The organism is Streptomyces sp. Rer75, from assembly GCF_013414305.1.
In the GTDB taxonomy this organism is placed as follows: domain Bacteria; phylum Actinomycetota; class Actinomycetes; order Streptomycetales; family Streptomycetaceae; genus Streptomyces; species Streptomyces himastatinicus.
On record NZ_CP058693.1, the window covers coordinates 905981 to 926194 of the forward strand.

Below are 20214 nucleotides of genomic sequence, written 5' to 3' on the forward strand. Positions count from 1 at the left end.
CTGAAGAAGTGAGACCCGGGCCCGTCAGGCCCGGATGACGCGGACACCGGCCTCGGCGTACGGGGCGATCGCCTCCTCGGTGGCGCCGGTGTCCGTGACCAGCACCTCGATCGCGTCGAGCGCGCAGATCCGGGCGAACGCCCGGCGGCCCAGCTTGGAGCTGTCGGCCGCGACGACCACCCGGGCGGCGCGGTCGGCCATGAGGTGGTTGATTCCGGCCTCACCCTCGTGGTGGGCGGCCGCGCCCCGCTCGGGGTCCAGCGCGTCCACCCCGAGGATGGCCAGATCGAGGGAGACCTGGGCCAGCACCCCGGTGGCCAACGGCCCCATCAGCTCGAACGACTGGGGGCGGGCCACCCCGCCGGTAAGCACGATCTTGATGTGCGGGCGCACCGCCAGCTCATGGGCGATGTTCAGGGCGTTCGTCACGACGGTGACGGCCGGGCCGCCGCCCACGGAGCCGGACAGTTCGCCGCGGGTGGCGATGGCGCGGGCGATTTCGGTGGTGGTGGTCCCGCCGTTGAGGCCGACGACCGCGCCGGGCTCGACCATGCGGGCGACGGCGGCGCCGATCCGCTGCTTCTCCGAGGCGCGCCGGGCGGTCTTGTAGCGCAACGGAAGGTCGTACGACAGGTTGTGCGCGACCGCGCCGCCGCGGGTGCGGGTGAGCATCTGCTGCTGCGCGAGTTCGTCCAGGTCCCGCCGGATGGTGGCGGCGGACACCGCCAGCTCGGCCGCGGCCTCCTCGACCTCGATCCTGCCGTCCCTGCCGAGCAGTTCCAGCAGGGCGTTCCAGCGCTCGGGCCGTTTCACGCCGTCTCCTCGACCCCCGTCGTTCCGTCGCGGCTCACCCTACCCCGGGTGTTCGCACTCTGGACTTCTCTGCAAGATCATGCGCATTATCAGGCTGTAAGAAGCATCTTCGAGCATGCAGTGTGCAGGCGCACGTCCATCCGCGTCCGTCGGAAGCCGAGCCGGGGAGTCCCATGAGCCACACCGAGACCGAGATCGCGAGCCAGCCCGACTGCTGGCGCCGCGCCATCGAACTGGCCCGGGATCCGGACGGGCCGGTGCGTGAGGCACTGCCCCGGGCCGGTGAGCGGGTCGCCGTCGTCGGCTGCGGCACTTCGTGGTTCATCGCCCAGGCGTACGCGGCGCTGCGCGAGGCCGGGGGGCAGGGCGAGACGGACGCGTTCCCGGCGTCGGAGATGCCGACCGGGCGCGCCTACGACCGAGTGCTCGCGCTGTCCCGGTCGGGCACCACGACCGAGGTGCTGGATCTGCTCGGCCGGATACGGGGCGGGGCGCGCACCACCGTCATCACCGCGGTCCCCGGCTCCCCGGTCACCGGCCTGGCGGACGCCGCGGTCGTGCTCGACTTCGCGGATGAGCGGTCGGTGGTGCAGACCCGCTGGGCGACCAGTGAACTGGCCCTGCTGCGCGCCCACTTGGGCCATGACCTGGGCGGTCTCGTCGAGCACGGTGCGGCGGCGCTCGCCGCGCCGCTGCCCGAAGGGCTCGCGGAGGCGGGCCAGTTCACGTTCCTCGGGCGCGGCTGGACGTACGGCGTCGCGCAGGAGGCCGCGCTCAAGATGCGCGAGGCCGCGGGCGCGTGGACCGAGGCGTACCCGGTGATGGAGTACCGGCACGGGCCGATCAGCGTCACCGGCCCGCGCAGCGTGGTGTGGTGGCTGGGCGAGGGCCCGTCCGGGCTGGCGGAGCAGGAGGTCACCGGGCCCGGTGGCCGCCTCGTCGGATACGGCCGCGATCCGCTGGCCGAACTGGTGCTGGTGCAGCGGCTCGCGGTGGCGATCGCGGTGGCGCGCGGCCTCGACCCCGACCGGCCCCGGAACCTCACCCGCTCGGTGATCCTCGGTTGAGCGGGCGGAGCCAGGGGGTGTCTTGCCGATCATGCCGGGCTCCCGACGCCTGGCACGGCACCTCGCGGCCCCGCGCTCGTCGCACGCAGCGCCGCTGCGCTCTCCTCACGCGGGTTGCGATGCACCGCACCAGACGCCGCTCGCTGATCCGGCCTGATCGACAAGACACCCCCTAGGGAAGGGAGGCGGGCCATGCCGCTGGTGGCCACCGCTGAGATCGTCGGGCCTGCCGTACGGGGCGGGCTCGGCGCGGGTGCGTTCAATGTGATCCAGATCGAGCACGCCCAGGCGATCGTGGCCGGGGCGGAGGCGGCCGGAGCCCCGGTCATCCTCCAGATCAGCGAGAACGCGGTGCGGTACCACGGCGCCCTGGCCGCCATCGGCCGGGCCACCGTCGAGGTCGCCCGCGCCGCGCGGGTCCCGGTCGCGGTGCATCTGGACCATGCCACCGAACCCGGGCTGGTGCGGGAGGCACTCGGGCTCGGCTTCGGGTCCGTGATGTTCGACGCCTCGGCACGCGACTACGACGGCAATGTGGCCGCCACCGCCGCGGTGGCGGCCGACTGCCATGCGGCCGGGGTGTGGGTCGAGGCGGAGCTGGGCGAGGTGGGCGGCAAGGACGGGGCGCACGCGCCCGGCGCCCGGACCGATCCGGTCGAGGCCACCGCGTATGTCGCCGCGACGGGCGTGGACGCGCTCGCGGTCGCGGTGGGCACCTCGCACGCCATGGTGGTCAAGGAGGCGGTGGTGGACCTGGAGCTGGTCGCGGCGCTGCGCGCGGCCGTGCCCGTACCGCTGGTGCTGCACGGGTCCTCCGGGGTGCCCGAGGCGGATCTGACCCGTGCGGTCGCGGCGGGTCTGACGAAGGTGAACATCGCCACCCACCTCAACGTGGCCTACACCGGGGCGATCCGCGACCACCTCGCCGACCATCCCGAGGTGGTCGACCCGCGCCGCTATGTCGCGGCGGCGCGGGACGCGGTGGCCCGCGAGGTGACCCGTCTGCTGGCCCTGGTGCGCGCCGTACCGCGCTGAGGCTCCGCAGACGTCACGGCACGGCCTCCAGCAGCGGCAGCATCCGGCCCGGGATGGAGCCCGAGGCGGCCGTGCCGATGCGCCGCGCCCCCATGGCCAGGTAGAACGGCTCGGCATACGGATCGGCGTCGATGGTCAGCCGGGTGAAGCCGAGACGGCCCGCCCTCTCCAACACATGCCGGTACAGCAGCCGCCCCACCCCGCCGCCGATCGCGGGCGGGTCGACGAACAGCATCCCCACCCACCCCTGCGGGGCGGTGCCCTCCAGGGTGGCGAACCCCAGCACCCGCCCGTCCTCCTCGGCGACCGTGGTCCGACGGGCCGTCAGCTCGCCCTCGCGCATCGTCAGTTCCTCCCGGCAGGCGGCCAGGAACTCCTCGTCATACCCCCAGTGGCCCTTCGACCGCAGCGCCAGCTCGGTCAGCACCCCGGCCTCCTCCTCGCGCCCGGCTCTCAGCCGTCGTGTCGTCATGCGCCGATCGTGGCATCCGGCCGCCGGCGCGGCGATGAATTTTCCCGGCCCGGAGGGTCCCTTCTGATGAGCGCGCGCACCACCGCGCGCCCCACAACAGGAGGTGGACGTTGGCCGGTCCCGAGCCCGAGAGTCCCCCGCCCGCGCTTCCCCCGGCCGTCCTGGTCCTCGACCGGCCGCCGGAGACCCGTGCCGAGGTGGAGCGGCTGTGCGCACGGCTGGGCGAGCTGGTGCGCCACAGCACCCCCGGTCCCGTCATCGTGGACGTGGGCGCGGCACAACGACCGGTCCTGGCCATGGTCGAGACCCTGGCCCGGCTGCGGCTGACCGCCCGCCGCCTGGGGCGGGAGATGCGGCTGCGGAACACCGGCGGTGAGCTGGCCGAGGTGCTCGCCCGGACGGGGCTGGACGAGGTGCTGACCGCGCCCGCGACGTTACGAATCGAGCCGGGCGGGGAGGCCGAAGAGGGGGAACAGCCGCTCGGTGTCCAAGAACGAGTTGAGCCCGGTGATGCGCCCGGCTGATATCTCCAGGACCTGGAGCGCCCAGGGCTCATGGGCGCCGCCCGGTCCGCCCGGCCGGTACTGGCCGAAGGCCGGTGCCCCGTTCGCCACGGTAGGGACCAGCCGGGAGCCACGGCAGCCGATGCCGTGCCCCAGCAGCCAGGTGCGGATGTCGTCGTGGCCGCGCAGCCACAGGTCGTAGGGCGGCATGGACAGGGTGGCGTCCTCGTGCAGGAGCGAGGTGAGGGAGTCCAGGTCGTAGCGCTCGAAGGCGTCCACGTAGCGGGCGAGCAGCGCGCGCTGCTCCTCGTCCAGCGGCTTGACCGGATCGGTGTCGCTGATCTCGCTCGCGGCGAGCGTGGCCCGGGCCCGCTGGAGCGCGCTGTTGACCGACGCGACCGTGGTGTCCAGCAGCTCGGCGACCTCGGAAGCCTTCCAGGCCAGCACCTCCCGCAGGATGAGCACCGCGCGCTGGCGCGGCGCCAGGTGCTGGAGCGCGGCCACGAACGCCAGCCGCACGGCGTCCCGCTGGGCTGCGACCTCGGCGGGGTCCCCGCCGTCGGCCAGCACCTGCCCGTCGGGCACCGGCCCGACCCAGGTGGCCTCGGGCTGCGCGGTGAGGGTGGCGGGGGTCGCCGAGGAGACGGAGGTGAGGTCCATCGGGCGGGCCCGGCGCTTGCTGCCGTTCAGCATGTCCAGACACACGTTGGTGGCGATGCGGTACAGCCAGGAGCGCAGCGCCGACCGCCCTTCGAAGCGGTCCAGGCCCCGCCAGGCGCGGACCATCGTCTCCTGGACGGCGTCCTCCGCTTCGAACGCCGAGCCCAGCATCCGGTAGCAGTAACCGGTGAGCTGGACCCGGTACGGCTCCAGCTGGAGCTCGGCACCGGCCGTGCCGTCCACTGCCGCGACATCACTCATCGACGCACCTCGATCGTTTTGCTTCTGCGGACTCCCGTGGGAGGAAAGCTAGCGCGCGGCACTGACAAATCCCCTGACCTGCGACATCCGCTCAGGCCACCGGTCGGGCGCGCACCGTCGAGGCGTGCACCTGGTGCCCGCCGCTGGCGATCATCCGCACCTCGGCGCGGTCGCTGATCTCGGCCCGCACGATGCCGGTGTCGTCCGCGTAGACGGGGTGTCCGCCGGGCCCGCTGGAATCCGTGCGGTGCACCATCACGATGTCTTCGGCGTCCGGCGCCGGGGCGACCGGATCGGCGAAAATCAGCTCGTATCTCTCTCGTCGCGGCATCGCCCACTCCTCCCGCACGGAACCGCCCCCAATTCTCAAACCGGGACAATCAACACTATCGAACAGACGCGTCACCGCAAGAGGGTCACGGAAGCCGCCGACCAGGCGGTGCCGCAGAGCGCGGAGCCCCTCGGCTCAGGGCTCCGGTGCGGCCGCGCCGCGGGCCAGCGGGGCCATGGCCGAGCCGATGACCGTGGCCGCGGCGATGGAGCCGAGGGTGATCCCCCAGGCGAGCGGGCCGAGCGGGGTGCAGTCGAAGAACTGGCTCACGCCCGGCGTCTGGATGATCCCGGCGAGGACCGCGGCCGAGCCGAGTCCGGCGATCAGCACGTGCCGGTCCAGGCCCCCGGTGGTCAGGGTCTGCGCCAGCTGCGTACCGACCAGGGCGACCAGCGCCACCGTACTGGCCCGGCGCTTGCGGCCGGTGAGCCGCGCGCCCGTCCACGCCACGCCCGCACCGGCGGCCGTGATGATGCCGCGCAGCATCATCTCCCGGTTCAGCGCGGTGCCCAGGGAGCGGCTGGGGCCCTCCTTGAGCAGCCGCTCGCCGGTGTGCCCGGTCGGTTCGCGCACCGCGATGGCCAGCGCGGGCGCGAGGTCGGTCAGCAGGTTGACGAGCATGATCTGCCGGGCTGTCAGCGGGGTGCTGCCCCCGATGGCGGAGGCGAGGACGCTGAAGGTGACCTCGCCGAGGTTGCCGCCGATGAGGATGGCGAGCGCGGCCCGGACCGAGGCCCACATCGCCCGCCCCTCCATCAGGGCCGACACGATCGTCTCCAGCCGGTCGTCGCCGACGACGAGGTCCGCGGCGGCGGTCGCGGCGGGGGTGCCGCGCCGTCCCAGGGCGATCCCGATGTCCGCGAGCCGGATCGCGGGGGCGTCGTTGGCGCCGTCGCCGGTCATCGCCACGACCCGGCCGAGGCGCTGGTACGCCTGCACGATCCGGACCTTGTGGTGCGGGCTGCACCGGGCGATGACGTCCACGGTGGGCAGCAGTTCGTCCAGCTCGGCGTCGTCCATCTCGTCCAGGTCGGGCCCGACGCACACCTTCAGCTCGGTGGCCTCGATGACGGTGGCCGCGATGGACTCGGCGGTGGCCGGGTGGTCGCCGGTGAGCATCACGGTGTGCACGCCCGCCTCGCGCAGCCGCGCGGTCGCGGGGGCGGCGCTGGTGCGCACCGGGTCGGCCAGCGCGATGAACCCGCGGAAGACCAGGTCCCGTACGGACTCGTCGGTGAGCTGCTCCCCCGCCCGCATGGGGCGTTCGGCCACGGCCAGGACCCGGCGCCCGGCACCGGCCAGCTCCTCGGCGGCCGCGGTCAGTTCGGCGATGTCGTCCTCGTCCAGGGCGGTGCTCGCCGCCGTGCCGGGCGACTGTCTGCGGACGCAGCGCTCCAGCACGCTCTCCGGGGCGCCCTTCACGCTCAGCAGGGTGCCGCGCGCGGTGGCCCCGGCGGTGGCGTGATAGGCGCGGGAGGGCTCGAAGGGCAGCGCGTCGGTGCGCCGCCAGCGCGGTGCTCCGCGGCGCACCGCGACCCCGGCGCGGCGCGCCCCGGCCATGACGGCGCGGTCGGTCTGGTGGGCCATGGGCTCGGCCTGGCGGGCGGGCGGGGTGGCCCGCAGGGCGGCCGCGAGCACGTCCTTGCGCGGGGTGTCGAGCCGGTCGGCGGGCTGCGGGCCGCCGCCGTCACTGACCGCCGCGAGCTGGAGGGTGCCCTCGGTGAGGGTGCCGGTCTTGTCGAAGCACAGCACGTCGGCGCGGCCGAGCGCCTCGATGGTGCGCGGATTGCGGACCAGGGCGCCGAGGTCGGCCAGCCGCCGGGCGGCGGCGAGCTGTGCCGCGTTGACGAGGAACGGCAGGCCCTCGGGTACGGAGGCGACGGCGAGGTTGACCGCCGAGGCCAGGTTCTCGGTCAGCGGGAGGCCGTGCAGCAGCCCGGCGCCGGACACGGCGGCGGCCGATCCGATCGCGATGGGGACGCTGGAGCGGGTGAGCGCGGTGAGCCGCGCCTCGACACCGGTCACGGGTGCGGCGCGGCGGGCGGTGGCCAGGCTGCGGCCGACCTCGGTGGACGGCCCGGTGGCCACGACGATGGCCTGCGCGCGCCCGGCGGAGACGGTGGTGCCCTCGTAGAGCATCGAGCGGCGCCGGGTGATGTGCGCGGCGACCACCGGCGCCGGGTTCTTGGCCACCGGCAGGGATTCGCCGGTCAGCGAGGACTCGTCGACCTCCAGGCCGTCGGCCTCCACCACCCGGCAGTCGGCGGGGACGACGTCCTCCGGGCCGAGCGTGATGATGTCCCCGAGGACCAGGTCCCCGGCGGTGACCAGGCGTTCCGTACCGCCGCGGCGCACCCGGGCGCCGACCGCGGACCGGGCGAACAGCTCCGCGAGCGCCCGCTCGGTCCTGACCCGCTGGAAGCCGCCGACGAGCGCCGAGGTGGCGGTGATGGCCACGACGAGGGCCGCGTCGGTGCGCGACCCCACGGCGGCGGCGAGCGCGGCCCCGGCGGCGAGGACCGGGGTGAGCGGGTTGGCCAGCTCCTCGATGAACGCCGCCGGGAGGCTGGTGCCGGTCGGCTCTCCGGTGCGGGTGGGGGCCTTGCCGGCCCGGGTGGCGGCCTGCTCCGGGGTCAGCCCCTGGTCGGCGTCGGCCGACAGCCGCTCCAGCACCCGGGGGACGGGCATCAGATGCCAGGGGGTGGTGGTCACCGGGGGCACCAGCGGTCGGGAGAGCAGTTGCCGGGCGCGCCAGTTGCCGAGGCCGAACGCGATGGCCCCGGCCGTGGTGCCGGCCGCCGCGCCGCGCGCGGTGGCCTGTGCCCGCGGCGCCTTGAGGGCGGCGACCGCGCCGATGCCGCTGCCGCCGGCCGACAGCAGGGCGCTCTCCCGGTCCACCTGGGCGGCCACGCCGACCGCGTCCACGATGATTCCGGCCGACTCCAGGTCGGCGCCGACGAGCAGATGGGCGCCCCAGGCCGGGGGCTCGCCCTCGTGGTGGATCCCGACGCCGCAGTCGGACGCGCCCAGGGCCCGGCGGTTCCCGGACAGCAGCATCACGATGGCGCCGTCGGCCTGGAGGGCGCGTACGGAGGCCACCAGGCGGCGGCCCGCCGGTACCACCGCGTCGGCGAAGGTGAACGCCGCCGGGGGCTTCCGGTCGGTGGCGAGGACGATGCGCGCGCCCGCCCGGCGGGCGGCGGCCGCCACCGCCTCGGCACCCGGGACCGCCTGGGCGGCGAGCCCGGCGACCGCCTGGAGCCGGTGTCCGCGGGCCAGGCCGAGGGTCCGCTCGCTGCCCTTGCGGCGCAGCCTGCCCGCGGTCTGCCGACCGGTGCGGCCGGTCAGTTCGAGCTGGTCCAGCGGCCCCAGCACCCATCCGTTGTCGCGCCGGACCTGAAGGGGCTCGTCCGGGTCGAAGAGGTCGAAGAGCCGTCCGGCGACCCGCTCGGGGTCGGCGCCGCCGAGAAGTTCCAGGTCGATGGGCTCGTACCGGTCGCCGCGCAGCGCCGCCTCGTCGAGCAGCACGGTGTCGACCTGGCCGAGCCGCCGCAGGGCGCTGCGGTCCATGGCCAGGACGCCGCGCAGGGCCAGGAACCGGCCGAGGCTGGTGGCGAACCCCTCCCGCCCGGCGCCGGGCGCCTTCGGTATGGACGAGAACGCGACGGCCAGCCCCCGGCGCGGTCCGGCGAAGGGGACGGTGAGGGCGCCGGCGACCGCTCCGGCGGCCATGGACCGCTCCGCGAACCGCTCCATGCTGTCCTTCGGGGTGGGGCCGGGCCGCTCCACCACGATGGGCTTCGCGGCCACGTCCTGGGGCCCGTGCACCAGATGCGGCTCCATCGCCGCCCATGCCTCACCCTCGGCCGTGGCCTCCCGCCACAGGCCCATGCGCTGGGCCAGGTCCAGGACGAGCCCACCGCCACGGGTGGCCACGCCCTGGGCCAGCGCGCTCAGCACGGGCAGGGTCGCCTCGGTGGGCTCACCGCGGGTGATGGCCAGGGCCAGCCGCCGCAGCCGGGGGTGGTTCTGGATGGCGGATACGGACGCGCTGACCTCGGCCGGGAGCCTGAGCCACGGGAGCATCCGCAGGGCGGTGGCGACGCTCAGGCCCAGGACGTCCGCGACCACCACGGCGAGGGACTGGGCCTCCCGCGGCCCGCCCGAGGGGTGGCGGGGTTCCGGGGCCCATTCGTCGAACTCCTCGGTGGGCACGGCGGGGCCACGGGTCTCCGCGCGCTCGATCAGGGCGATCAGCTCCGGCTGGCGAGGGGGCGGTTTGGCGACGGCTACGACGACCCGCTCGGAGGGTGCGTTGACCCGTGCCCACAGCACGCCCGGGTGCTTTTCGAGGGCCTGTTCCACCCGGCTCGCCACCTGCTCCCCGCCGATCCCGTGCACGCCGTGCACCTCGATGTAGTAGCGGCCCGGGTACGACCACACCCCGCGGCTGGGCGGGTGGACCAGCCGGCCGACCGCGCCCGCGGCGTCCCGTACCCGTGTGGCCACTCCGTGGGTGAGGGGCTCCAGCAGCGGGGGTTTCGTCAAGTGCAGCCCAGGCATCGTCGTCATCGGTGAGACCTCCGGTGTGTCGGCGTCCGCGGCGCGGTTTCCGGGTGGAGCAGCCTGTCCGGTTGATTCCGATTACCCTGAAATGGGAAGAAGATTCCGGACGTCAATCATGTGTGGACGTGAGATCAGTGACCACTCCCACCAGCTCCCGCAAGCGCAGCACTTCCGCATCGGCACGGTCGTCGGCGCGCAGCGCCGGCAAGTCGACCCGGAGCCAGGCCGCCTCGAAGAGCCGGACCCCGTCGAAGAGCCGGACCCCGTCGAAGACCGCGGCCGCATCCAAGTCCGCGCAGCCCGGGAAGACGAAGGCAGCGAAGAGCACCCAGAGGTCGAAGACGGCGAAGGCGGCGAAGTCCGCGAAGCCCACCCCCCAGAAGGGCGACCACCAGTTCACCGTCACGATCCCCAGCCTCGGCCACGTGGCGCAGGCGACGCGGCTCGACCGCGCCGCGAGCGCGACCCATCTCGACCGCGTCGACGGCGACCGCATCGGTCGCGTGGCGAAGAACGCCGCGAACGTGGCGCTGATGCCGATCGCGGCGGCCCGCCGGGTGCTGCCCGCCAAGGGCGGACTCCCGCTGTACGCGGGGCTCGGAGTGCTGGGCGTCGCCGAGGTCATCGAATGGCCGGTGGCCGTGGGCGTCGGCGTCGGCTACGCGGTGCTGCGGCGCGGCGGAGTCATGGCACCACCGTCCGAGACCCGCAAGGTCTGACGCGGCGGACCCCCTTCCCCGGGCGACGGCGCCATGCGCACCGCCCGGGGCCGGGCGGCGGCGCGCCGAGCCGACGCACGTCTCCGGCACTCGACGGGGAATGGGACAGACTAGGGAATCCCCGAGACTTCACGATGCGCTCCCGATGCCCGCTTTCCCCGATCAGCGGGGCGTTTGACCGTTTCATCAGGCCAGGCGGGCAGGAAACGGGCAGAAGTTGACCACAAATGGGCAGCGGCAAGCAGCCGAAACGTTGGTATATACCATGAAGCGCATCTAACACCCGTCACTGGAACCGTCGTACAACTCGGTTCCGGCGCCGGTCCGGTGGCTGGTGGCAGGGCCGCGACCTCAGCTTTTCCGGTTTACGCGCGACATGCCGTTGTTGAGACAACAGAAAGCGGTGCCCTCCATGGCTCACCCCCACACCACTCAGGCCGCCCGCCGCGTGCCCGCACAGGCATCATCGGGCTTAACCCATGACCGGAACCGGGCCCGCGCCGTGACCGGACGCCACGCCACCGGCATGGCCACGCTCGCGCCGGACCTCCAAGTCCTCGCCGGAAACGAGGACTTCTTCCGACACTTCGGCGGAACGTCGGCCGAACTGTGTGGACGCAACCTCTTCGAACTGCTCGACCCCAGCGCCCCCGCCGTCCTGCGGGAGCACTTCCTGCGGCTGCACGACGGCCGGCGCACCCGCTTCACCGAGCGCGTGGTCGGCTACCGCTCCGGAGGCCGGGTGTTCTCCGGCGAGTTGACCGGTACGGCCGTCCAGGGCCCGTCCGACGCGCTGTCGGCCATCGTCGTCCTGGTCAAGCCGGATGACGAGAAGGCCGAGGACGACACCATGGCCCAGCACCGCAATCTGCTGTCACCACTGGAGGCGCAGATACTCGAAGGCGTGGCCACGGGCGCCTCGACCGTGCAGATGGCCGCCAAGCTCTATCTCAGCCGCCAGGGCGTCGAGTACCACGTGGGCTCGATGCTGCGGAAGATGAAGGCGCCCAACCGTGCTGCCCTGGTCTCGCGCGCGTACGCGGCGGGCATGCTGACCGTCGGCACCTGGCCGGCCCGGGTCCGCCCGGACTTCGTCAAGTGACGGATCGTCATATGGCTCCACCGTGCAGTGGCTCCGCAATGACGTGATGCCATCGGGCGGGTCAGGAGTGTTCCGGCTGGCAGCGCGGGCACCAGGTGCTGGTCCGCCCGGCGATCTTTCCGCGGCGCAGCGGGCGGCCGCAGCGCGGGCAGCGCGGATCCGGGTCGTCGCGGTGGCCGGTGAGCCAGGACGCCCGGGGCGGCACCTGCCCCGCCCGCACCGAGGTGCTCAGCACCCCGCGCAGCGCGGTGTGCAGCCGCCGCCGCTCGTCGGGCCCCAGGTCGCTCGTCCGGCTCTTCGGATGGACCCGCGCCCGCCACAGGATCTCGTCGCCGAGCAGATTGCCGAGCCCGGCCACGACGGACTGGTCGGTCAGCGTCGCCTTGACGCGTCCGCGCCGCCCCTCCAGCAGGCTGTCCAGCTCGGCCCGCCCCAGCGAGAGCGCGTCCGGGCCCTGCTCGCCGAGGATGCGGTCGATGTCGGCATCGGTGGCGGCGAGCCACAGGCCCCGCAGCTTGCGCTGGTCGTGGTAGCGGAGCTGATGGCCGTCGTCGAGGGTGAGGACGACACGGCCGAACCGTTCGGGCGGATCGTCCTCGGAGCGGCACACCAGTCCCCCGGTCATGCCGAAGTGCAGGATGAGCGTCGGGCCCCCGGCCGGGGCGATCAGCCACTTGCCGTGGCGCCGCGGAGCGGCGAACCGGCGGCCCTCCAGCTCGCGCTTCAGCCGCTGTGCGGTGACCCCGCGCAGCACCCCCGTATCGGCCACCTCGACGCGCTCGATGCGGTGCCCCTGCGCGCAGGAGGCCAGCGTGCGGCGGAAGCCCTCGACGTCCGGTAGCTCGGGCATAGCGCCAGATTACGCCGGGCCGGGGAGGGTGGCTCGGGGAAAAGTAAGGTGAGGAAAACCAAAAGTTTGCACGAGTCGGATAAAGTACCTGGTTATGCGATTCATCCGCTCCGGACCGGGGGCGAGCGGTCGCAATCAGACACTTTTCGCGATCGCGAGGTGCCTGCCGTTCGTGGTCATGGCGGTGGTCGTCACCATCGAGCTGACGCCCGCGCACGTGCTCTACACCGGCCCCCTCCTCACCCCGGCCCCGGCGCTGGCCGCGGTGACGATGGGACCGGTCGGCACCGGGGGCGTGGTGCTGCTGGCCGCCGCGATCAGCGCGCTCACCGCCACCCACAACGACGCCTGGGGCACCCAGCCGGTGTACGCGAACCTGCTGGCGCTGCTCGTGGTGTCCGTGGCGAGCGTGGCGGGCAGCGCCATCCGGGAGCGCAGGGACCGGGAGCTGAGCCAGGTCCGCCGGATCGCCGAGGTCTCCCAGAACGTGGTGCTGCGGCCGCTGCCCGCCCGGATGGGCGGGGTGCGCACCGCCAGCGTGTACATGGCGGCCGAGCGCGGGGCGCAGATCGGCGGCGATCTGTACGAGGCGGTGGGCACCCGCTACGGGGTGCGGCTGATCGTCGGGGACGTACGCGGCAAGGGGCTGGCCGCGGTGCGCTCCGCCGCGGCGATCCTGGGCGCCTTCCGGGAGGCCGTGCACTACGAACACGATCTGGTCGAGGTGATGGAGCGGTGTGCGGCGGCGCTGGGCCGCGAATACGAGCTCCTGGACCGGTCCCGGCTCCAGGACTGGGACGAGCGGGCCGAGCAGTTCGTCACCGTGCTGCTCGCCCAGGTGGTGCCCGACAGCTGTCTGGTCCAGCTGATCAACCGTGGTCACCCTCCGCCCCTGGTGCTGCACGACCGCAAGGTACGGACCCTGGGCCCGGTGCGCCCGCTGCCGCCGCTCGGCCTGGACGAGTTCCTGACCCCGCCGCCGATCGGCGTCGAGACCTTCCCGTTCGTCGTCGGCGACCGGCTGCTGCTGCACACCGACGGGGTCCTCGAGGCGCGCAACCACTGCAATGAGTTCTTCCCGCTGCCGCAGGCCATGGAGACCGTGGAGGGCGCCACCCCGACCGAATACCTGGACCGGCTGCGCCACGCGCTGGTCCACCACGCCGAGGGGCGGCTGGCCGATGACGCGGCGATGATCCTCGTCGAGCGGGCGACCGGGGCCGAGCCGGGGTGGCGCTCCGGCTCCTGAGGCCTCCTGATGTCTCCTGCTGTCTCCTGAGAGGCGGAACTACGGCACCGGGGCGCCGAACTCCGTCAGCGCGGCCGCCACGATCGCCTCCAGCCGGGCGTGGTGGGCGCCGCGCCAGTAGACGCGCTCGCAGGCGGCGCAGCGGGCGAACACGTCGTACGTGCTCCGCGTGCCGTGCTCCAGCCGCTCGTGGACCGCGTCCTTGTCGGCGTCCTCCAGAGGCCCGTTGCACGCCGTGCAGCGGGTCCAGGGGGCGAGGGACGGGGTGAACCGGCCCAGGACGTCACGCAGTTGCTCATCGGGCCGGTCGCTGTAGACATACGCCCCGGCCCACAGCTCGCGCCGCCGCAGCAGTCCCCGGTCGCGCGAGAGGAGCACCCGGCGCTGGGCAGCGGAGCGGGCGGCGAGCGCGGGGTCGCCGATGTCCTCGCTCTCGTACGCCGCGTCGACACCCAGCAGCCGGAGCCGGCGCGCCAGGGTGCCCAGGTGGACGTCGAGCAGGAAGCGCAGCGGCGCCCCCGGGACCCGCTGCGGCCGGACGACGGGGTGCACCTCCACGGACTCCCCCGCCCCCGGCACATGCGTCACGGCGGTCTCCCGGCCGTCGACGAGCAGCCGGCCGACCTCGGTGAGCGGAACCCCGAACGACTCGACGACATGGCCGAGGGTGGACGCGCCGTCGGTGATCACGGCCGTGCGTTCCCTGCGCCGTTCGGGGGCGGCGAAAAGCCGCAGTTCAGGGGCGAGGCTGAGCTGGATCTCCGGTCCGTTCACACCGCCAGCATGCCAGGCGCGACCGGCCGCGGGCGACGGTGTTCTCGCCCCCTGCCGCCGCCGGTTCCCGGCGGGGTCAGGCGCCGCCGGAGCGCTCCAGGCGCCGTCGCTTGCGGCGCCAGGTCACCAGCCGCAGATACTCCTCGTGCAGCAGCCGTCCGACGAGCGCGCCGCCGAACACCACGAAGCCGACGCCGACCAGCCAGGACTGCACGACCAGCACGGTGCCGACCGGGCCGTAGGACACCGCGCTGGAGGCGATCAGCGGCGAGAACACCAGCCGGGAGAAGATCCGCAGCCCCAGCAGCCCGACGCCCGTGGCCAGGGCGCCCGGCAGCAGGGCGCCCCAACTGATCCGCCCGCCGAGCAGCAACCGCTGCGACCACCAGAAGAAGAGCACCGTGCCGACGACGGCGACGGCCACCCGGGTGGGCCCGGTGCCGAGGTGGGACGAGAGCAGGAGGTAGCCGATGAACACGATGAGCCAGACCAGGTGGCGCCACACGGTGTGCCAGCGGCCGGGGGGCAGCTCCCACACCTTCTCGTAGCCGGTCTGCACCACCCCGCAGAAGGTCAGCCCGAAGAGGGCCAGCGTGGCCAGACCGAACGCGGTGGTGGTCTCCAGCGACCGCCTCGGCGGGGCGAACAGGTCCAGGACCTCGTCCCGCGAGGTGGGGGACACCCCGAGCCCCTCGGCCAGCCACTGGGCGAAGCCGTGCCGGTTCACCGGATCGGCCGCGGCGACCACGATCAGCAGCGGCACCAGCGTGAGGAAGCCGAGCGCGGCGAACCCCAACGCCCGGTGCATCAGCTCGAATTCGCTGCCCCGGCGCCATCCCCGCCCGGCCGGGGACCGGTGGAACGTGTGGTGCAGCCGCCGGAACCGCGCGCGGCGGGGCTGCGAGCGGTGACCGGAGTCGTCGGGGGACTGCTCGGACATACCACTCCCACTCCCCCACCACCGGTTCATGCGATATGCCCCAGTAAGTCGCGCATCGTCCAGCGTACTCAGTGCGGATGCCCGTGCAACCCACGGTGGCGACGGCCGCTCGTCCGGCGGCGGCACTGTGCCAGAATGTGAGAGGAAAGCTGACTCGATGAACGGGCCCGGGAAGCAGCGGACACCCGCCGGGGAGCTGTTCGCCGAGGGCGGTGCGCTCGGCAGCGTGATGAGCGGAATCGACTGGTCGGTGACGCCCCTCGGCACCACTGACGCCTGGCCTCCGCGGCTGGTCGAGGCGCTGCGCATCATATTGTTCACCGAGCAGCCGATGGCCGTGTTCTGGGGCCCCGAGTACACGATGCTGTGCAACGAGGCGTACACGGACATCATCGGCTCCAAGCATCCGGGGGCGCTGGGCCGGTCCGGCCGGGACGTCTTCCCCGAGAACTGGGAACTGTCCGCCGCTCCGCTCTTCGAGAGCGTATGGGAGAGCCGCAAGCCCTCCCTGGTGACCGACCGGGCCTTCGTCATCCAGCGCCGCGGTTTCCTGGAGCAGTCCTACTTCGACGTCTCCTTCCAGCCGCTGCTGCTGGAGGACGGCACGGTGGGGGGTGCTGTGCGTCGTCACCGAGACCACGGCGCGGGTGCTCAGCGAGCGGCGGCTGCGGCTGCTGGCGGGGCTCGGCGCGCGGACCGCCGGGCTGCGCACCCCGCAGAGCGTCGCCCGGACCGTCGCGGAGATGCTGGACATCCACCGGGACGACGTCCCGTTCACCGCCTTCTACCTGGTGCCCTCGCCCGGCAGGCTCCGGCTCGCCGCGTCCGCCGCCATCCCGGCGGAGGCCGCCGAGGCGGTCGGGGAGGTGCGGCTGGAACGGATCGAGGAGACGGCGGGCCTGGCGGCGCGGCTGGCGGCCGTCGCGGGCGACGCGGCACCGGCCCGGCTGCCGGGCGCGCTGTTCTCGATGCCCGGCGAGGAGGCGCTGGCCCATCCGCTGGTCCGGTCGGACACGGTGGAGGGCGTGCTGGTGATGGGCATCAATCCGCGGCTGCCCGCCACCGCCCCCTACCAGGACTTCTTCGAGGTGCTGGCGGCCACCGTCGGGGCGGCCCTGTCGGCGGCCCACACCCAGCAGGAGCAGCGGCGGCGCGCGGAGTCGCTGGCCGAGCTGGACCGCGCCAAGACGGTGTTCTTCTCCAACATCAGCCATGAGTTCCGTACGCCGCTCACGCTGATCCTCGGCCCGGTGCAACAGGCGCTGGCCGACGAGGACCGCCCCGCGCGGCGGTCCCAGCTGGAGTTGGCCGAGCGCAGCGCGCTGCGGCTGCTGAAGCTGGTCAACACCCTGCTGGATGTCTCCCGGGTGGAGGCCGGAGGGCTCAAGGGCACCTTCGAGCCGGTGGACCTGTCCCGTATCACCGCCGAGACGGCGGCCATCTTCCGCTCCTCCTTCGACATGGCCGGGCTGACCCTGGACGTGGACTGCCCACCACTGCCCGAGCCGGTGCACATCGACCGGGAGACGTGGGAGAAGATCGTCCTCAATCTGGTCAGCAACGCGCTGAAGTTCACCTTCACCGGCGGCGTCACGGTACGGATGGCCGCCGTCGGCCACCACGCCCGGCTCACCGTGAGCGACACCGGCAGCGGCATCCCTCCGGAGGAGCTGCCCCACCTCTTCGAGCGCTTCCACCGGGTGCGCGGGACACGGTCCCGGTCGCACGAGGGCAGCGGCATCGGACTGGCTCTGGTCAAGGACCTGGTCGAGCTGCACTCGGGCACCATCGCGGTGACCAGCGTCCCGGCCCGGGGCACCGAGTTCACGGTGGAGATCCCGTTCGGCACGGCACATCTGGAGGACGTACGGAGCGGGGCGCCGTCCGTACGGGGCGGAACGGGCGAGGCCGAGCGCGCCGCCGCCTACGCCCAGGAGGCGCGCCACTGGCTCGACACCGCGCCGCCCGAGCCGCTGGATGCGGAGTTCCCGGAGGCGCCGTACGCCCCGGGCCCGGCGGAGCCCGGCCCGGCCCGGCGGCCGCGGCTGCTGGTGCCGACGACAACGCCGACGTACGGTCCTATCTCGGCGATCTCCTCGGCCGCGAACACGACGTCCTCCTCGCGGCCGACGGCCGTGCCGCGCTGGACACCGCCCTGGCGCACCCCGTGGACCTGGTGCTCACCGATGTGATGATGCCGCGCCTGGACGGCTTCGGGCTGGTGCGGGCGCTGCGCGCCGACCCCCGGACCACCCGGCTGCCGATCATCATGCTGACCGCGCGGGCCGGGGAGGAGTCCACGGTGCGGGGGCTGGGTGCGGGCGCCGACGACTACCTCGCCAAACCCTTCTCGGCGCGTCAGCTGCTCGCCCGGGTCAGCGCCAACCTGGAGCTGTCCCGGCTGCGCGAACGGGTGCTCAGCGACAGCCGCAGGCAGACGGACATGCTCACCTCGCTGTCCCAGGCGAGCCTGCTGCTCTCCGTACCCCTGCTCGCGCACGGCAGGGCGCTGGGTGCCCTGGCCATCGCCCGGCGCGAGGGCGCGTACACCATGGCCGACCGGCAGTATCTCCAGGGCGTTGCCGGGCGGCTGGCCCTCGCCTACGACAACGCGGCCCGCTTCCGCAACGAGCGCCACCTCGCCCTGACCCTCCAGCGCGCCCTGCTGCCGCAAGCCCTCCCCCAGGTGCCGGGGCTGCGCACCGCCTCCTACTACGAGGCGAGCGCCAGCGGCGCCGAGATCGGCGGCGACTGGTACGACGTCATCGCGCTGCCCGACGGCGAGATGGGCCTGGCCATCGGCGATGTGATGGGCCATGACGTGGACGCCGCCACCGTGATGGGCCGACTGCGCTCCACCCTGCGCGGCTTCGCCCTGGACCGCGCCTCCCCCGGCGTACTGCTGGGCAAGCTGGACGCCTATCTGCGCTCCCTGGACGTCGACCACTTCGCGACATGCCTGTACGCGGTGTACGAACCACGCACCCGGCGGCTCCGGTACGCGGCCAGTGGCCATCTGCCGCCGCTGCTGGCGGCGGGCGGGACGACGAGCTTCCTCGACGTCTGCCCCAACGCCCCGCTGGGCCTCGCGGACGAGCCCCCGGTCGGCCACGAGACGCGGCTGCCGCCCGGCGCGGGGCTGCTGCTGTTCACCGACGGGCTGGTGGAGAACAGCCATCTGCCCCTGGACGACGGCCTGGCGGCGCTGCGGCGCGCCTGCGACGGGCTCACCCCGCCCGTCCTCGCCGATCCGCAGGCCTTCATCGACCGGGCACTGGGGCTGCTGGACATACCGGGCCGGGTGGACGACGACACGGCGCTGCTGGCCGCGTCAGCTCCGTAGGGGTTCGCCCGTGTCGGCGTCGAGGACGCTCACCCGCACCGCGGGCTCCCGTACCGCGTCCCGGCTCGCCTCCGCGTCCAGCGCGAAGAGCACCACCACCGGTCGCGCGGCGCCGCCGCGTGCGTGGACCCCGGCGTACTGGAGGATGCGCCAGCCGCCCTCGTCCCAGTGGTCCAGCAGCGCCGACCGCACCAGGGGTGAGGTGCTCTGCCAGGCGAGCGAGCGTTCCAGCAGCTCGACCGTCGCGGCCACCGGCACCCGCGCCCCGGCCGGGGTGCCGGGCCGGGTTCCGGCCAGCGGGTGTCCGGTGAGGCGCAGGCGCAGCCTGCGCCACGGCATCCACCACCGGCGGTCGGCGCGGAGTGCCACCAGCCCGGCCACCGCCACCAGGGCGCAGCATCCGGTGGCGGCCGGGTGGCGCGGCGCCGTGACCCACCAGGGGTGCCGGGCCAGCGCCACGGCGACACCGCCCGCCGTCACCACGGCGGCGCGGGCGAAGTCCCTGGCCCCCACCGGCCCGTCGTCCCGCGCCGTACAGCCGCACGAGGCGCCGGGCGCGGTCGCGCGGGCGTACCCGAGATAGCCGAGGAAACCGGCGCCGAGCACGGCGGCCGCCCCGCCCGCCGCCACCGACGGCGGCAGCGCCAACAGCGCGGCGCACAGCAGGAGTTCGAGGGCGCCGAGGGTGCGCAGGGCGAGCGCCGCGCGGCCGCCGCCGCGCAGCAGCCGGGCCAGCGCGGTCCGGTGCGCCAGCCGGGCCGTGCCGTGGCCGAAGAGCTTGCCCGCACCGGCCACGCCCAGCACCCCGGCGAGCAGCGGCGCGGCGAGATCGAGGGCGACGACGGCGAGGGAGGCGACGGCGGGCGCGGCGTCGCTCATCGGCGGTGTCCCGCGCCCGGCCCGACCGCCACCCGGACGATGTCCACGGAGTCGTCGGACGGCCGCCAGGCGCCCAGGACTTGGGCGCCCTGCCCGATGCGCAGCCCGGAGAGGTCGGCGGTGGGCGCGGCGCCGGAGTACGAGGCGCTGGAGGTCGCCGGGAGGAGGTTGCCGACGATCTCGTGGGATCCGTGCGCGAGGTGCAGCCGGGTCTTCTCGATGCCACGGATGGTGGTGTGGAGGTTCACGATGTTCACCCACACCGCGTCGGCGGCGACCGTGCCGTCGGGCATCGGGACGCCGCGTGCGTAGAGCCCGTCGCCGGTCTCGATCGACGCGGCCGTGGTGGCGCGCACCTTCCACACGCTGGTGGCGTTGGTGACCCGGACCCGGGCGTAGTCGCCGTAGGAGCCCGCCACTTCCAGCACACCGCCGTCGACGGAGGTGATCCGCCCCTCCACGAACGCGCCCGCGGGGACCGCGGGGTCCAGGGGGCGGCGCAGGGGCGCGGCGAACACGGCGTCGGCGTCCACGGCACCCAGCGCGGTCGCGCCGATGACTCCCGTACCGACGACGGTCGCGCCGCGCAGCGCGGCGGCGGTGAGGAAGCGGCGGCGGTCGAGGGGGTCGGACATCCGGTGTGCGCTCAT

At 73.9% G+C, this 20214-nt stretch carries 19 protein-coding genes and 1 pseudogene; 9 read left to right on the forward strand and 11 right to left on the reverse strand.

Annotated features, from left to right (window positions below):
• Positions 1-24 precede the first annotated feature (24 nt).
• Positions 25-813: a DeoR/GlpR family DNA-binding transcription regulator gene (locus HYQ63_RS03145; RefSeq protein ID WP_179932397.1), complete on the reverse strand. Its 789-nt coding sequence runs from the start codon at positions 811-813 to the stop codon at positions 25-27.
• Between the two features lie 173 nt (positions 814-986).
• Here HYQ63_RS03145 and HYQ63_RS03150 point away from each other — a divergent pair, with 173 nt between their 5' ends.
• Together HYQ63_RS03150 and HYQ63_RS03155 are read left to right on the forward strand one after the other, a co-directional pair.
• Positions 987-1880, forward strand: coding sequence for an SIS domain-containing protein (locus HYQ63_RS03150; protein ID WP_179932398.1), 894 nt, complete (start codon positions 987-989; stop codon positions 1878-1880).
• Between the two features lie 192 nt (positions 1881-2072).
• Positions 2073-2915, forward strand: coding sequence for a class II fructose-bisphosphate aldolase (locus tag HYQ63_RS03155; RefSeq protein WP_179932399.1), 843 nt, complete (start codon positions 2073-2075; stop codon positions 2913-2915).
• A 13-nt stretch (positions 2916-2928) separates the two neighbouring features.
• On the opposite strand, the gene HYQ63_RS03160 is transcribed toward HYQ63_RS03155, so the two are convergent.
• Positions 2929-3387: a GNAT family N-acetyltransferase gene (locus HYQ63_RS03160; protein WP_179932400.1), complete on the reverse strand. Its 459-nt coding sequence runs from the start codon at positions 3385-3387 to the stop codon at positions 2929-2931.
• Between the two features lie 110 nt (positions 3388-3497).
• Here HYQ63_RS03160 and HYQ63_RS03165 point away from each other — a divergent pair, with 110 nt between their 5' ends.
• The gene (locus HYQ63_RS03165) at positions 3498-3911 is read left to right on the forward strand and encodes an STAS domain-containing protein (protein WP_179932401.1); all 414 of its coding nucleotides are present in this window, start codon (positions 3498-3500) and stop codon (positions 3909-3911) included.
• On the opposite strand, the gene HYQ63_RS03170 is transcribed toward HYQ63_RS03165, so the two are convergent.
• The 4 genes from HYQ63_RS03170 to HYQ63_RS03185 all read right to left on the reverse strand — a co-directional run bounded on the left by HYQ63_RS03170 (position 3822) and on the right by HYQ63_RS03185 (position 10114).
• Entirely contained in the window at positions 3822-4811 is a 990-nt protein-coding gene (locus HYQ63_RS03170; RefSeq protein ID WP_179932402.1) for a sigma-70 family RNA polymerase sigma factor, read from the reverse strand. The two genes, HYQ63_RS03165 and HYQ63_RS03170, sit on opposite strands and share 90 nt — an antisense overlap.
• A gap of 91 nt (positions 4812-4902) precedes the next feature.
• Positions 4903-5142 (reverse strand): DUF6296 family protein, encoded by a 240-nt coding sequence (locus HYQ63_RS03175; protein WP_063731218.1) that lies wholly within the window; start codon positions 5140-5142, stop codon positions 4903-4905.
• Positions 5143-5277: 135 nt separating this feature from the next.
• A complete protein-coding gene (locus tag HYQ63_RS03180) occupies positions 5278-9714 on the reverse strand; it encodes a cation-transporting P-type ATPase (RefSeq protein ID WP_179932403.1) in 4437 nt (1478 codons plus the stop codon).
• 103 nt (positions 9715-9817) lie between these two features.
• On the reverse strand, positions 9818-10114 hold the full coding sequence (locus HYQ63_RS03185; protein ID WP_179932404.1) for a hypothetical protein: 297 nt from the start codon (positions 10112-10114) through the stop codon (positions 9818-9820).
• A gap of 19 nt (positions 10115-10133) precedes the next feature.
• Here HYQ63_RS03185 and HYQ63_RS03190 point away from each other — a divergent pair, with 19 nt between their 5' ends.
• A complete protein-coding gene (locus tag HYQ63_RS03190; protein WP_179932405.1) occupies positions 10134-10427 on the forward strand; it encodes a hypothetical protein in 294 nt (97 codons plus the stop codon).
• A gap of 502 nt (positions 10428-10929) precedes the next feature.
• A complete protein-coding gene (locus tag HYQ63_RS03195; protein ID WP_257231570.1) occupies positions 10930-11529 on the forward strand; it encodes a LuxR C-terminal-related transcriptional regulator in 600 nt (199 codons plus the stop codon).
• Between the two features lie 61 nt (positions 11530-11590).
• Here the strand turns inward: HYQ63_RS03195 and HYQ63_RS03200 are convergent, their stop codons facing one another.
• Entirely contained in the window at positions 11591-12379 is a 789-nt protein-coding gene (locus tag HYQ63_RS03200; protein WP_179932406.1) for an Fpg/Nei family DNA glycosylase, read from the reverse strand.
• Between the two features lie 94 nt (positions 12380-12473).
• Here HYQ63_RS03200 and HYQ63_RS03205 point away from each other — a divergent pair, with 94 nt between their 5' ends.
• Complete coding sequence (locus HYQ63_RS03205; protein WP_179932407.1) at positions 12474-13628, forward strand: PP2C family protein-serine/threonine phosphatase; 1155 nt, start codon at positions 12474-12476, stop codon at positions 13626-13628.
• A gap of 39 nt (positions 13629-13667) precedes the next feature.
• On the opposite strand, the gene HYQ63_RS03210 is transcribed toward HYQ63_RS03205, so the two are convergent.
• Together HYQ63_RS03210 and HYQ63_RS03215 are read right to left on the reverse strand one after the other, a co-directional pair.
• Entirely contained in the window at positions 13668-14402 is a 735-nt protein-coding gene (locus HYQ63_RS03210; RefSeq protein WP_179932408.1) for a Mut7-C RNAse domain-containing protein, read from the reverse strand.
• A 76-nt stretch (positions 14403-14478) separates the two neighbouring features.
• Positions 14479-15342, reverse strand: a complete 864-nt coding sequence (locus HYQ63_RS03215) for a YihY/virulence factor BrkB family protein (protein WP_179932409.1) — start codon at positions 15340-15342, stop codon at positions 14479-14481.
• A 1034-nt stretch (positions 15343-16376) separates the two neighbouring features.
• On the opposite strand from HYQ63_RS03215, the gene HYQ63_RS44295 reads away from it, so the two are divergent.
• From HYQ63_RS44295 to HYQ63_RS45855, 3 genes and pseudogenes are all read left to right on the forward strand, one after another.
• Complete coding sequence (locus HYQ63_RS44295; RefSeq protein WP_257232560.1) at positions 16377-17534, forward strand: sensor histidine kinase KdpD; 1158 nt, start codon at positions 16377-16379, stop codon at positions 17532-17534.
• Positions 17456-17659 (forward strand): annotated as a pseudogene (locus HYQ63_RS44300) (response regulator); the annotation flags it as partial. The gene HYQ63_RS44295 and the pseudogene HYQ63_RS44300, both read left to right, overlap by 79 nt.
• A 126-nt stretch (positions 17660-17785) precedes the next feature.
• The gene (locus HYQ63_RS45855) at positions 17786-18685 is read left to right on the forward strand and encodes a PP2C family protein-serine/threonine phosphatase (RefSeq protein ID WP_373689197.1); all 900 of its coding nucleotides are present in this window, start codon (positions 17786-17788) and stop codon (positions 18683-18685) included.
• Here the strand turns inward: HYQ63_RS45855 and HYQ63_RS03225 are convergent.
• The gene (locus HYQ63_RS03225; protein ID WP_179932410.1) at positions 18674-19564 is read right to left on the reverse strand and encodes a MauE/DoxX family redox-associated membrane protein; all 891 of its coding nucleotides are present in this window, start codon (positions 19562-19564) and stop codon (positions 18674-18676) included. The two genes, HYQ63_RS45855 and HYQ63_RS03225, sit on opposite strands and share 12 nt — an antisense overlap.
• Positions 19561-20214 (reverse strand): cell wall protein, encoded by a 654-nt coding sequence (locus tag HYQ63_RS03230; protein WP_179932411.1) that lies wholly within the window; start codon positions 20212-20214, stop codon positions 19561-19563. The genes HYQ63_RS03225 and HYQ63_RS03230 overlap by 4 nt, the downstream gene beginning before the upstream one ends.